Source organism: Acidovorax sp. SUPP2539, from assembly GCF_030158975.1.
Taxonomy (GTDB): Bacteria; Pseudomonadota; Gammaproteobacteria; order Burkholderiales; family Burkholderiaceae_C; genus Paracidovorax.
The window spans coordinates 114332-126348 of record NZ_BQXJ01000005.1 but is presented as its reverse complement, the minus strand read 5'-3'; the positions used below and the strand labels follow the sequence as shown (position 1 = coordinate 126348).

General features: G+C 68.5%; 9 protein-coding genes and 1 other RNA gene. 2 read left to right on the top strand and 8 right to left on the bottom strand.

From position 1 onward, the window contains the following. Positions 1–40: 40 nt before the first annotated feature. The 6 genes from AVTE2539_RS18295 to dnaX all read right to left on the bottom strand — a co-directional run bounded on the left by AVTE2539_RS18295 (position 41) and on the right by dnaX (position 5249). Positions 41–193: a DUF3096 domain-containing protein gene (locus AVTE2539_RS18295; protein ID WP_272547845.1), complete on the bottom strand. Its 153-nt coding sequence runs from the start codon at positions 191–193 to the stop codon at positions 41–43. Between the two features lie 177 nt (positions 194–370). After that, positions 371–1423 (bottom strand): ABC transporter substrate-binding protein, encoded by a 1053-nt coding sequence (locus AVTE2539_RS18290; RefSeq protein WP_284412749.1) that lies wholly within the window; start codon positions 1421–1423, stop codon positions 371–373. 169 nt (positions 1424–1592) lie between these two features. Further along, entirely contained in the window at positions 1593–1997 is a 405-nt protein-coding gene (locus AVTE2539_RS18285) for an MAPEG family protein (protein ID WP_272568988.1), read from the bottom strand. A 65-nt stretch (positions 1998–2062) separates the two neighbouring features. After that, positions 2063–2653 carry a recombination mediator RecR gene (gene recR, locus AVTE2539_RS18280; protein ID WP_284412746.1) on the bottom strand — a complete coding sequence of 197 codons (591 nt, stop codon included), beginning with the start codon at positions 2651–2653 and terminating at the stop codon, positions 2063–2065. A gap of 168 nt (positions 2654–2821) precedes the next feature. Next, positions 2822–3154 carry a YbaB/EbfC family nucleoid-associated protein gene (locus AVTE2539_RS18275; RefSeq protein ID WP_272568985.1) on the bottom strand — a complete coding sequence of 111 codons (333 nt, stop codon included), beginning with the start codon at positions 3152–3154 and terminating at the stop codon, positions 2822–2824. Positions 3155–3239: 85 nt separating this feature from the next. Then, a complete protein-coding gene (dnaX, locus tag AVTE2539_RS18270; RefSeq protein WP_284412744.1) occupies positions 3240–5249 on the bottom strand; it encodes a DNA polymerase III subunit gamma/tau in 2010 nt (669 codons plus the stop codon). 164 nt (positions 5250–5413) lie between these two features. Here dnaX and ffs point away from each other — a divergent pair. After that, positions 5414–5510, top strand: an RNA gene (ffs, locus tag AVTE2539_RS18265) — signal recognition particle sRNA small type. A gap of 464 nt (positions 5511–5974) precedes the next feature. Next, positions 5975–7192 (top strand): GGDEF domain-containing protein, encoded by a 1218-nt coding sequence (locus tag AVTE2539_RS18260; protein WP_284412742.1) that lies wholly within the window; start codon positions 5975–5977, stop codon positions 7190–7192. On the opposite strand, the gene AVTE2539_RS18255 is transcribed toward AVTE2539_RS18260, so the two are convergent. Both AVTE2539_RS18255 and AVTE2539_RS18250 read right to left on the bottom strand, forming a co-directional pair. Further along, positions 7193–8560: a TIGR03862 family flavoprotein gene (locus AVTE2539_RS18255; RefSeq protein ID WP_284412740.1), complete on the bottom strand. Its 1368-nt coding sequence runs from the start codon at positions 8558–8560 to the stop codon at positions 7193–7195. It lies immediately after the preceding gene. Between the two features lie 69 nt (positions 8561–8629). After that, positions 8630–12013, bottom strand: a complete 3384-nt coding sequence (locus AVTE2539_RS18250) for a UvrD-helicase domain-containing protein (RefSeq protein ID WP_284412738.1) — start codon at positions 12011–12013, stop codon at positions 8630–8632. Positions 12014–12017 lie beyond the last annotated feature (4 nt).

The following is a 12017-nucleotide window of genomic DNA, read 5'->3' as shown; positions in this document are numbered from 1 at the left end:
CGTCCAGCGCTTGCGCGGGGCGGCCCGACAAGCATGCGCTTCAGAGGCGCAGGTTGTGCATGCCGACCAGTCCCAGCACGCCCATCACGATGAGGTACAGGGCCACGATGTAATTCAGCAGGCGGGGCATGACCAGGATCAGGATGCCTGCGATCAGGGAAACGAGGGGGCCGATACTGAGGTTCAGCGACATGGAAAGATCCTTGTTGGAGTGATGGAATGAAGGAGCGCAATCGGTGCGTTGCAGCGCCGTGGCAAGACCGCCGTCGGCGCTCCGTCGACTCTAGCGCCACCCCCTTGCCGCCGTGTGTCGGACAGTTCAGCCAAAGTGCCGGCCGCCCCCGGCACGGCACCTTGCGCTCCCTGCCCCTCACGCATTGAACTTCTGCTTGGCCTTGCGCGCGAATTCGTTCGTGAACGTGCGCCCGAGATCGATCTTGAGCGGCGCCAGTTCGGATCGCAGGCGGGCCACCACTCGCGCCGCGTTGGCCGGGCCGTCATCGGGCATGAGGCCGTCGGGCGAGAAGGTGTCGCGCACCTTGTGGAATGCCGCCAGGTAGGCGCCCCGCTCGCCCAGCAGGTAGCCGGACGGCACGGCGCGCACCAGGTCGGCCGGGCTGGCCGTCTGCAGCCATTTGAGGGCATGGACCATGGCATTGGCCAGGGCCTGCGAGCGGGCCGGCTGCTTTTGCACGAACGACTGCGGCGCATAGAGGCTGGCGGCCGGCATGGTGCCGCCGAACAGCTCCTGCGACCCTTTGAGCGAGCGCGTGTCGCACAGCACCCGCACCTCGGCGCGCTGCTCCAGCGCGCTGACGATCGGATCGGCATGGCACAGCGCATGCACCCGCCCCTGTCGCAGCGCGGCCACCGCCCCCAGGGCGGAGCCCACACCGACGAAGGACACCTCGTCCAGCGGCGCGCCGTCCCGCGACAGCATCAGTTGCGCCACATGGTGGGTGGAAGACCCCAGGGCCGACACGCCCACGCGCATGCCCTTGAAGCGGCTCACGCTCTTGACGGGCCAGGCCCGCGCCGATGCCGCCAGGGCCAGCTGCGGCGCCCGCCCCTGCAGCACGATGGTGCAATAGTTGCGGCCCAGCAGTTGCTGGCGCAACACGTGGTCGTAGGCGCCCGAGCACACGTCGGCCTCACCGTCCTGCAGTGCCTGCAGGGCCAGGGCACCGCCCGGGTAGTCCTGAACCACCACGTGAAGCCCCTCGGCCCGGAAGAAACCCAGCTCCTGAGCGATAGTCAGCGGCAGGTGGTACAGCAGCCCCGAGCCCCCGACCGCCACCCGCAGCGGACCGGTCCCGGCCGTGAACGGCGACGGCACCGCCGAGGCATCCGCTCCCGCCCAGCCCGCCATCGAAAGGGCGGACAAAGTACCGAAGTGGCGGCGTCGGATGCGAGGAAAATCCATGGGGAAAAGCGAATTCAAGAAAATGCTGCAGTGCAGCAATCGTGCCACCTGCGCGCAGCCGCCCCGTCAGGGCAATCCCTGAGGGACATGAACGGAAAGTCGGGTTAGTGGGATGGGTGCCAGGGCGATCCAGGCAGGTGGATCGCCGCGGCACAACTGCGGCGCCGCCTCAGCGGTAGCCGATGAAGAGAATGGCGATGTTGACCACCAGCGCCCCCAGCCACACGGCGCTGCGGGCGGTGGGCAGGTCGGACACGTACATCATCACGTAGAAGACGCGCAGCATCACGAAGAGGAACGCCAGGATATCCAGCAGCGTCTGCCCGGCCCCCAACTGGTGCGCGATCACCACCGCACCGATGAAGAACGGCAGCGCCTCGAAGGTGTTGGACTGCGCGGCCAGCGCGCGGGCGCGCCAGTCGGTCTGCCGGGAGGCCCACCCTCGCGGATCGCGGTTGTCGGACACCTGGAAGCTGCCGCGCTTGGCGATCAGGGCGCACACCATGGGCAGCAGCGCCATCAGGAGCACGCACCAGTAGGCGACGGTGAAATGCGCGACATGCAGGGAGTTCATGGTTCAAGCCTTTTCATGCTCCAGCGCAATTGGATATTGCGCCGGAAGCTATCAATTTTATAGTGTCAGCGGCGATCTACCAGCGCATGCGCGATGGTGCCCAGGTCCACGTATTCCAGCTCACTACCCACCGGAACCCCGCGGGCCAGCCGGGTCACATGTAGCCCCCGGCTCTTGAGTGCCTCGCTGATGACATAGGCCGTGGCCTCGCCCTCGGCCGTGAAATTGGTGGCCAGGATAACCTCCTGCACCACGCCATCGGTGGCCCGCTCCATGAGCTTTTGCAGCCCGATGTCCTTCGGACCCACCCCGTCCAGTGGCGACAGCCGCCCCATGAGCACGAAATACAGCCCGCGAAACGCCGCCGTACGCTCCAGCGCGGCCTGATCGGCCGGGGTTTCCACCACGGCCAGCCGGCTGGCATCGCGTTCCGGGTCCAGGCAGGTGTCGCACACCGCGGCTTCGGTGAAGGTGTGGCAGCGTTCGCAGTGGTGCACCGACACCGTCGCTTCATGGAGCGCCCGCGACAGCACCTCGGCGCCTTCGCGGTCATGCTGCAGCAGATGGAAGGCCATGCGCTGTGCCGACTTCACGCCCACGCCCGGCAGGCGGCGCAGCGCCTGGACCAGGGCATTGAGGGAATTGGTGTCGGACATGCAAGGCGCCGTTCAAGAATCAAGAAAACATGCCCGTGAAGGGCATGGAAAGGGTGCGGCGAGCCCGGCGGCTGCAAACGGAAGGCAAGCGAACGATCTGGCCCCCGTCCAAGCCATCCACCGACGCTCCAGCCGCTGCAGTCGCACGGACAGGGACGGCCGTCTGTGTCAGAAAGGGAACTTCATTCCGGGAGGCAGGCCCGGCATGCCCGCGGTCAGCTTGCCCATCTTTTCCTGCGAGGTTTCTTCTGCCTTGCGCACGGCCGCATTGAAGGCGGCGGCCACCAGGTCTTCGAGCATGTCCTTGTCATCGGCCAACAGGCTGGGGTCGATGGTCACGCGCTTGACGTCGTGCTTGCAGGTCATGAGCACCTTCACCAGGCCCGCGCCGGATTCGCCTTCCACTTCGATGTTGCCGAGTTCGTCCTGGGCCTTCTTCAGGTTGTCCTGCATGGCCTGGGCCTGCTTCATGAGGCCGGCGAGTTGTCCCTTGTTGAACATGTGAGTTTTCCTTTTCTAATGGGAATGAAGGGGAGGCTTGAATGAATGAGCGAATGAACCGCGTGGAAGATGGCAACGCCTTCTGTCACGCCGGCTTGATGCTGCCCGGCACGATCTTGGCGCCGAAGTCCCGCACCAGCGTCTGCACGTACGGGTCGTTGTGCACGATCTCCTCGGCCACGCGCTGGCGCTCTGCCGCGGCGGCCGCATTGCGCCGGGCCGGGCTGTCGATGACCACGCCCAGTTCGACGCTGATCTGGGTCGCATGGCCCGCGGCCTCCAGCGCCGCCCGCAGGCGCTCTCGCGCCACCGGCTGGTTGAGCGATTCGCGCTCCACGCGCAGCAGCCAGTGTCCGGCATCACGCGCCACCAACTGGGACTGCAGGGCCAACTCCCGCACCAGCGCCGCAATGGCCTCGGCGGCCACCAGTTGCTGCACGGTGGCGTGCCAGACATCGCCCTCTTCCGTGGCCGTGTAGCGGGCGGATGCAGGAAGGGAACCCGTCGGCGCGAGCGGCTGCAGGCGCGCGCCCGGCTCGGGCGACGTGCGCACGGGGATCGCCATGTATTCGGGCGCCGACGCCATCGGTCGTTGCGCAGGCGCTGGCACAGGCGCAGGTGGGGCCGCCGCGCGGCGGAAATCCTCGGCCGAATGGACCGGCAGCTGCACCGGCGCCGCTGGCGGCCCCGGCTCGCCGGGAGGGGGCTGCACCGGCGCCGAGACGTCTTCCCACGGGGGCGCGGAATCGGGCGCGGACACCGGCGTGGCTGCGACGGATGGCTCCGTCTCGGCAACAGCGGCGTTGGCGGCCTGCGCCGGCATCGGCGCTGCAGGCGCACCCGCATCGCGCGCCGATTCGGCCACTGGCCGCTGCAATGGCATCACATCGGTGGCGGTTGCCCCCCGGGTCGCGAGCTGCGCGGGTGCCGGCTCAACCGGCGTCAGAGTTTTTTTTTCAGCCGAAGGGGCCGGGGCTGCCGAGCCATCCGCCGGCTTGAAGGCCAGCAACCGCAGCAACGCCATGGTCAGCGCCGCGTATTCGTCCGGGGCCAGCCCCAATTCAGCACGGCCGTGCAGGCAAATGCTGTAGAGCAGCTGGGTTTCGTCCGCAGGCATCTGCGCGGCCAGGCGGGCGATTTCCACGGCCTCGGGGTCGTTGGCATCCAGCGCCTGGGCCATGTTCGGCACGGCCTGCATGACGGCCATGCGTTGGAGCACCGCGCTCATCTCCTCCAGCGTGGAGGCGGCAGACAAGCCGTTCAAGCGCAGGGCATCGGAGGTTTCCACCACCGTGCGGCCATCGCCCTGGGCCAGGGCTTCGATCAGGCGGAACACGTACGACCGGTCCACGCTGCCCAGCATCTGGCGCACGCCGGCTTCCTGCAACTGGCCGCTGCCGAACGCGATGGCCTGATCGGTGAGCGAAAGCGCATCCCGCATCGAGCCCCGCGCCGCACGCGACAGCAGGCGAAGCGCCTGGGGTTCGGCCGGCACGTTCTCCTGCGCCAGAACGCGCCCCAGGTGCTCGAGCACCGTCTCGGGCGCCATCGGGCGCAGGTTGAACTGCAGGCAGCGCGAGAGCACCGTGACCGGCACCTTCTGCGGATCGGTCGTGGCCAGCACGAACTTGAGGTATTCGGGCGGCTCTTCCAGCGTCTTCAGCATGGCGTTGAACGCCGTGTTGGTAAGCATGTGCACTTCGTCGATCATGAAGACCTTGAAGCGCCCCTGCACCGGCTTGTAGACCGCCTGCTCCAGCAGGCCCTGTACTTCATCCACGCCGCGATTGGAGGCGGCATCAAGCTCGGTGTAGTCCACGAAGCGGCCGCTGTCGATGTCGGTGCAGGCCTGGCACACGCCGCAAGGGGTGGCCGTGATGCCGCCCTGCCCGTCCGGGCCCTGGCAATTGAGCGACTTGGCCAGAATGCGCGACACCGTGGTCTTGCCCACGCCGCGCGTGCCGGTGAAAAGATAGGCATGGTGCAGCCGCTGCTGCGTGAGCGCATTGGACAGCGCCTGCACCACATGCTCCTGGCCCACCATCTCCGAGAAGGTCTTGGGACGGTATTTGCGGGCGAGCACGAGGTAAGACATAGGGGGATTCTATGTGGCCGGGCGCGCCCTCCCGGATCGCCGGGGTACCGATTCCACGCCGGGCCCCGGTGCGCCCCGCTGTCAGGCCACCATGGCCAACACCTGCACGGCGTGCAGGGTCGGCCCGGCCGGAACGGCCTGCTTTATCGCCTACAATCGGCGGTGACGGGCCTCCCCGCATGGTGAAGCAGCCAACCGGGTCAGGTGGGGAACCAAGCAGCCCTAACTGTAGAGTCAGTGCCGGGGGTAAGGCTCGTCAACTATCTTTCCAGCCATCCCTGCCAAGCCTTTCACGGCCCTTGGCGCAGGGCATGTCCCCCCAAAGCGGTCCACGCCGCGGCTTCTTTCCCTTTCCAAAACTCTCGCGACATCCGGCTCGGCCAATCCAGTGACCGGCAAGCGCCGCCTGGGCACTCACCGCTCGCAGCCTGAGCCTGCGCATCCTGTGCGTTCCCTGCAACGCGCATGTTCCAACCCAACTCACGGAAACAGGCAACGGCATCGGCATCGGCATGCATGGATGGGGCATGTTCCATGCCTTCTTGCCAAGCCTGTCCTGTGCAGTGGCTGCTTTTGTCTATTGGCGTATGCCCAGAAAAGCCAGACCTGCCCCCGCCGACTGTCATGCCAAGCCGGCCGTTCAAGGCTTAAGACCCCAGGCGACTTTCCAAAATATTCACATTTAGCATTTTCAAGTTACCATTTGTTTCTTTTGAGGAGCCGATATGGCAGAAGGTCAAGCGCAAGGAACCGCCTACCTGTGCGACACGGCTGATGCGCCACCGGCGGCCGAGCCGTCGCGTGTCGCCAGTGCCAGCCCGTCTGTGATCGAGGAAAAGTCCAACGCCAAGCCGCTGGACCAGTTCACGTTTGAAAAGATGCGGCGCGTCAACGGCTCCCTCCTTGCGTTCGGCTCCCTGGGCTGGCTGGCGGCGTGGTGGACGGCCGCGCCCACCTACCACTACGACAACATCCTGTTCGCCCTGCTGGCGATCGCCTTCTACTGCTGCATCATCACATCGATGTTCGCAAGCACCCCCGGCAGGGTCGTGCTGGCCGCCTTGCCGGCATGTGGCCTGCTGGCCCATGGCTTCTGGCTGCTGTCGGTGCCGAGCCCGGTCGGGGTCTACTTCTGCCTGGCCCTGGGGGTGGCCTTCACGCTGCTGATCGCCTTCATGTTCATCTCGACATGGCAGTACCTGGCATCAGTGGCCGTCATCTGGCTCGCGTTCGGGCACGGTGATTTCCAACAGATGCGCTCCGCGCACGACCCCGTCTGGAGCATGCTGATCGTCACACTGTCGTCGCTGTGCGGGATGCTGCTGAACATGGCCCTCTTTCGCCTGCGGGAAGACAGCCACCGGCAGCAACTGGAACTGGAAACCCTGGCCTACCAGGATGCGCTGACCGGCCTGGCCAACCGCCGCAGCCTGCTCAAGCACATGCAGTCGTTGCAGGACGCCGGGTACATCGAAGGCCTGTATTTCATGATGATCGACATCGATGACTTCAAGTCGATCAATGACCAGTTCGGGCACGACCAGGGCGACGTGGTGCTGAAGGACGTCGCTTCGGCATTGAAGCGGCAGGCCGGCCGGCACCTGTGCGGCCGCCTGGGCGGCGAGGAGTTCGGCGTGGTGGTGGAGGCCGCCACGTTGCCCGAGGCCTGCGAACTCGCCCAGGCGCTGGTCAACACCGTGAACACGTTGTACGCGGTGCCCGTGGACCACCCTGCCTTCCAGGGCCGCCGGCTGTCCATCAGCGCCGGCCTGACCCGCGGGGAGGCGGACTGCACCACCTCCGAACTGATCCGGCGCGCGGATCTGGGCCTTTACCGGGCCAAGCGCGAAGGCAAGAACCGTTTCTGCATGCACTTCGGCCCCGACGGTGAGGCGTCCCCGGCAGCAACGGCACAGCCCCAGGCTCAGCCTCAAAGCGCCTGATCAGGCCCGCTGCAGCCAGGCCTTCGCCCCTTCGGCAGCGGCCATGCCACTGGCCATGCAGGCCGTCATCAGGTAGCCGCCCGTGGGGGCCTCCCAGTCCAGCATTTCGCCCGCGCAGAAAACGCCGGGCAGGGCCGTCAGCATGAGGCAGCCATCCATCGCCTCGAACGGCACCCCGCCCGCGGTGCTGATGGCTTCGTCCAGCGGACGGGCCGCGCCCACGGTGATGGGCAGCGCCTTGATGGCCTGGGCCAGGGCGGTGGCGTCGTTCATGCCCTCCTTGCCCAGTTGCTCGTACAGGATGCCCATCTTGATGCCGTCCAGCCCCAGGCGGCTCTTGAGGTGGCTGCTGAGGCTGCGGGCACCGCGCGGATGGCGCACTTCCTTGAGCACGCGCTCGGGCGTGTGGTCGGGCAGCAGATCCAGGGTGAACGTGGCATGGCCATGCGCCTCGATCTCGTCGCGCAGCAGGCTGGAGACCGCGTAGATCAGGCTGCCCTCCACGCCGGTGGCCGTGGCCACGAACTCGCCCCGGCGGCTGAACGTGCGCCCCTGGCGGTCGGAGAAATGCAGCGCGACCGACTTGAAAGGCTGCCCGGCAAAGCGCTCGGTGAAATGCGGCGTCCAGCCGGCCGGATCGGGTGCCCGCCCGATCAGCTCGCGCAGGAATTCCCGCCGCGTCTCGCCTGCCGGTGCGCCACCGGCGCGCACCGTGTCGAAGCCGCAGTTGGCCGGGCGCAGCGGGGCCACTAATACACCCTTTTCGGCCAACAGCGGCACCCACGCGCCGTCGGAGCCCAGCCGGGCCCAACTGCCGCCACCCAGCGAAAGCACCACGGCCCGGGCCTGCACCGGCACCAGGCCCGCAGGGCTGGTGAAACCCAGTGTCATGGCGGCCGCATCGCCGTCCTGCGCGGCGGCCGCGTCGCTCCAGCCCAGCCAGCGATGGCGCATGTGGAACACCACCCCCTGGCCGCGCAGGCGGTGCAGCCAGGCGCGCAGCAGCGGCGCGGCCTTCATGTCGGAGGGGAACACCCGGCCCGAGGTGCCGACGAAGGTCTCCACCCCCAAGCCCTGCGCCCAAGCGCGCACCGCATCGGCGCCGAAGGCCTGCAGCAGGGGCTCGATGGCGGCGCGGCGCTCGCCGAAGCGGGCCGCGAACGGCTCGAACGCCTCGGAATGCGTGAGGTTGAGCCCGCCCTTGCCCGCCAGCAGAAACTTGCGCCCCACGGAAGGCATGGCGTCGAACAAATGCACGGACAGGCCGCCACGGGCCAGCACTTCGGCCGCCATCAGGCCGGCGGGGCCGCCGCCGATCACGGCGACATCACAGGCCAGCACGGGGGCGATCGATTCGGAAACAGTCATCTTCAACCTTTGCTTTTGAAACATCGGGGCGCGGCGCCGCAGGCCGGGAGCCTGCAGCGCGCCGCGCCATCAAAACAGGGCGCCCTGCACCGGAGCCGGAGCCGGAGCCGGAGCCGGAGCCGGAGCCGGAGCCGGAGCCGGCGGTGGCGCAGTCTCGCTGCCCACCTCCACCATCCGCCCGTCGCCGGTGAGGAACGCCGCGCGCACCGCGTGGCCCGGCATCTGGGCCTGAACGGCTTCGCGGTAGCGCGCCAATTGGGCCATCAGATGGGGGCGGCGCTCGGGGTCCGCTGCACTTTTGTAATCGAGCACCCACCACACCGGCTCGCCGCCGGAATCGATGCGCCGCACCAGGCGGTCGATGCGCAAGGTCTGCCCGGCGTGAACGATGGTGGCCTCGTTCACCGCCCGATCGACCGCGTCGGCCTGCCATGCCCAGGCGCCCTGGCCGCCCAGGATGCGCTGGGCCATCTCGGCGGCCAGGGTAGCGGACTCCGGCGCCAGGTCGAAGTCTGCCGCCAGCCGTGCCAGCCGCGTGGCGGGCCATCCGCCCCTGGACGGGGACGGCCCGCCGGCGGTTGCCATGGCGGCCTGCTCCAGCAACTGGTGCATGGCCTCGCCCTGGCGCGATGCCGGGGTGGATACGGCCACCGCCGGAGCGACCGGGCCATCGGGCTCCGGCTTCGGCGGCGGCGACCAGGCCGGCAGTTCGGTCAGCAAGGCATGGTCCTGCGCCCGTCCATCGTTTTGCGGCAAGGCTTCGCCGGAAGGTTCAGCCAAGACGTTCTCGTCCTCATCCTGCAGCAGGGGCGCCAGCCGGTTCCACCAACTGCCGGGCGCCGAGGACGAGGGTTGCACCGACGAGACCGCCAGGCAGTGCTTGGCCCGCGTCATGGCCACGTACAGGGTGTTGAGTTCTTCGCGCTGTCGCTCGGCCTGTTCGGCGGCCAGCATGTCCACCGCGCTGGGCGGCGGCGTGCTTTCGCTGGCGAGGAACAAGAAGCGGCGCGGCAGCGGCTCTTCGCCCGGCCAGTCCACCAGCACGCCCATAGTCTCGGCCTTTTGCGGGCGGGTGTCGGTGTCCAGCAGCAGCACGCTGTGCGCTTCCAGGCCCTTGGCGCCGTGCACGGTGAGCAGGCGCACCGCCTGCGCGTCCACCCGGCCCGGCGCGCGCTGGCCGGCGCGCTTCATCGCCCGGACGAAAGCGTAGGGCGTGAGATAGCGCCCGCCGTCGATCTGCAGCGCGGCCGACAGCAGCGCGCGCAGATTGGCGAGCACGCTCGCGCGCTGGGTGGCGGGCGCGGCAGCGGCATAGCGGGCCAGCACGTCGCGGTGGGTGTAGAAGGCCTGCAGCGCGTCGTGGGGCGGCAATGCGTCGAACCAACCCTTGTAAAGAGCCAAATCGGCTCCTAGCACAATAAATTCCAGGGCATGATGCTCACTTTTTAATAGCAAATCGAGCCAGCTGCATTCGAGGTTCTCCGGCTGGCGGCGCCACAGCGCCAGCCGCACGAGCGTGTCGTCGCCCACCCCGAACAGCGGCGAGCGCAGCGCGCGGGCCAGCGACAGGTCGTGGCCCGGCGAGACCAGCGCATCCAGCAGCGCCACCACGTCCTGCACTTCGGGCGCCTCGGCCAGCTCGGCTTTTTCGGGCTGCACGCAGGGCAGGTGCAGGTCGCGCAGCGCGTCCTGCATGGCGGCCAGTCGGTCGCGCTTGCGGGCGAGCACCATCACCTCGCGCGGCGGCACGCCGTCGGCGATGCGCCCGGCCACCCAGCGGGCGGCCTGCGTGCATTCGCGCATGCGCAACGTTTCCTCGGCCTCGTGCCGCGGCTGCGTGAGGCTGTCGCGCCACGCCATGGGGTCGAAGGCAGGGCCCGCGCCATCGTCGGGCGCGGTGATGGCGGGCAGACGCAGCCGCATTCCCGGGTCGGTGGACTCGGTGGTGTGGTCGCGAAAGCCGGCGTATTCCCCCTGGCCCTGCGCGGCCTGCATGACGTGGTTGACCGCGTCGATCACGCCCGTGGCATTGCGGCGCGTGTGGTCGCAGCTCAGCAGGTCTCCGCCCAGGCCTTGGCGCACGAAGGCCTGAGCGGCCAGGAACACCTGCGGCTCGGCACGCCGAAAGCGGTAGATGCTCTGCTTGGGATCGCCCACGATGAACACGCTGGGCGCACGCCCCCCGCCAGCGCCCACATAGCCCGACAGCCAGGCGTGCAGCGCCTGCCACTGCAGCGGGTTGGTGTCCTGGAACTCGTCCACGAGCAGATGCCGCACCCGCGCGTCCAGCCGCTCCTGCACCCATCCGCTCAGCACCGGGTCGGACAGCATGACGAGCGCCGTGCGCTCCACATCGTTCATGTCCACCCAGCCGCGATCGCGCTTGAGCGCAGCGAACGCAGCCACCAGGGCGCGCGTGAGCCGGGCCATGCGGTGGTGGTGGCCCCAAGCCTCGTGCTGGCGGCGTGCCAGACACAGGCGCTGCAGCTCGGCCTCGGCCTCCTGCGCCACGGCGAACTTCTCCAGATTCTTGCTGAGCCGGTCTTCCTTGGCCACGAAGAAGGCGCGGCGCAAACGCTCCAGGCGCTCGTGCGGGTCCTCGCATGCGAAGGCATCGATCACCGCGTCGGCCGCCTTCTGCGGCGTCTTGTTGGATTCGGTGCCCAGGGCGCTCGCGCGGGCCAGCCAGCGGGCGCGCGCCGCATCGCCCTCCAGCGCGTGGGCCGGGCTGTCCAGCCCCTGCAGGTCGGGGAAGTGCGCATGGAACGGCGGGACCGAGGCGTCGATCACGCCGGCCGCGTCCGCCAGTTCGAACTCGATGCGCTTGGACAGCGCCGCGCCCAGGGCCTTGTGCGTCTGCGACCGCCCATGCGAGGCCACCGCCGCAAGATAGTCGGCATGCAGCGCGGCATCGTCGGCCACCTGCTGCAGGAACGGCGGCCAGACCTGGCGCACGGCCTCGGCGTCGTCCTCCAGCAGCTCGTAGTTGCCGGGCAGCCCGCGCGCGTGCAGCACCGCCAGCGGCGCCGTGCCCAGCAGCGCGGCGAACCAGCTGTGGAAGGTGCGGATCTGCACCGGCCGCCCGGATTCGAGCATCGAGCGGTACAACGTCTTCAGCAGCGCGCGCTTGTCCAGCGCGCGATCGGGCGGGATGCCGCGGGCGACCAGTTCCCGGGCCAGGCGCTCGGGCTCGGCCTGGGCAAATTCTTGCAGCCATTCCTGCAGGCGCTGGCGCATCTCGCCCGCGGCCTTGCGCGTGAACGTGATGGCCAAGATTTCGTGCGGCGCGCAGCCGTCCAGCAAGGCGCGCAGCATGCGGGAGACGAGCATCCAGGTCTTGCCCGCGCCCGCGCAGGCCTCCACCGCCACGCTGCGGTCCGGATCGCAGGCAATCGCATAGAACGCCTCGCGCGTGACCGGGCGGCCGTTGTGTTCGTAAGCGGCCAGCGTCATGGTG

Coding starts and splice junctions, on each gene's coding strand:
- AVTE2539_RS18295 (WP_272547845.1), bottom strand. CDS start 193: ATGTCGCTGAACCTCAGTATCGGCCCCCTCGTTTCCCTGATCGCAGGC.
- AVTE2539_RS18290 (WP_284412749.1), bottom strand. CDS start 1,423: ATGGATTTTCCTCGCATCCGACGCCGCCACTTCGGTACTTTGTCCGCC.
- AVTE2539_RS18285 (WP_272568988.1), bottom strand. CDS start 1,997: ATGAACTCCCTGCATGTCGCGCATTTCACCGTCGCCTACTGGTGCGTG.
- recR (WP_284412746.1), bottom strand. CDS start 2,653: ATGTCCGACACCAATTCCCTCAATGCCCTGGTCCAGGCGCTGCGCCGC.
- AVTE2539_RS18275 (WP_272568985.1), bottom strand. CDS start 3,154: ATGTTCAACAAGGGACAACTCGCCGGCCTCATGAAGCAGGCCCAGGCC.
- dnaX (WP_284412744.1), bottom strand. CDS start 5,249: ATGTCTTACCTCGTGCTCGCCCGCAAATACCGTCCCAAGACCTTCTCG.
- AVTE2539_RS18260 (WP_284412742.1), top strand. CDS start 5,975: ATGGCAGAAGGTCAAGCGCAAGGAACCGCCTACCTGTGCGACACGGCT.
- AVTE2539_RS18255 (WP_284412740.1), bottom strand. CDS start 8,560: ATGACTGTTTCCGAATCGATCGCCCCCGTGCTGGCCTGTGATGTCGCC.
- AVTE2539_RS18250 (WP_284412738.1), bottom strand. CDS start 12,013: ATGACGCTGGCCGCTTACGAACACAACGGCCGCCCGGTCACGCGCGAG.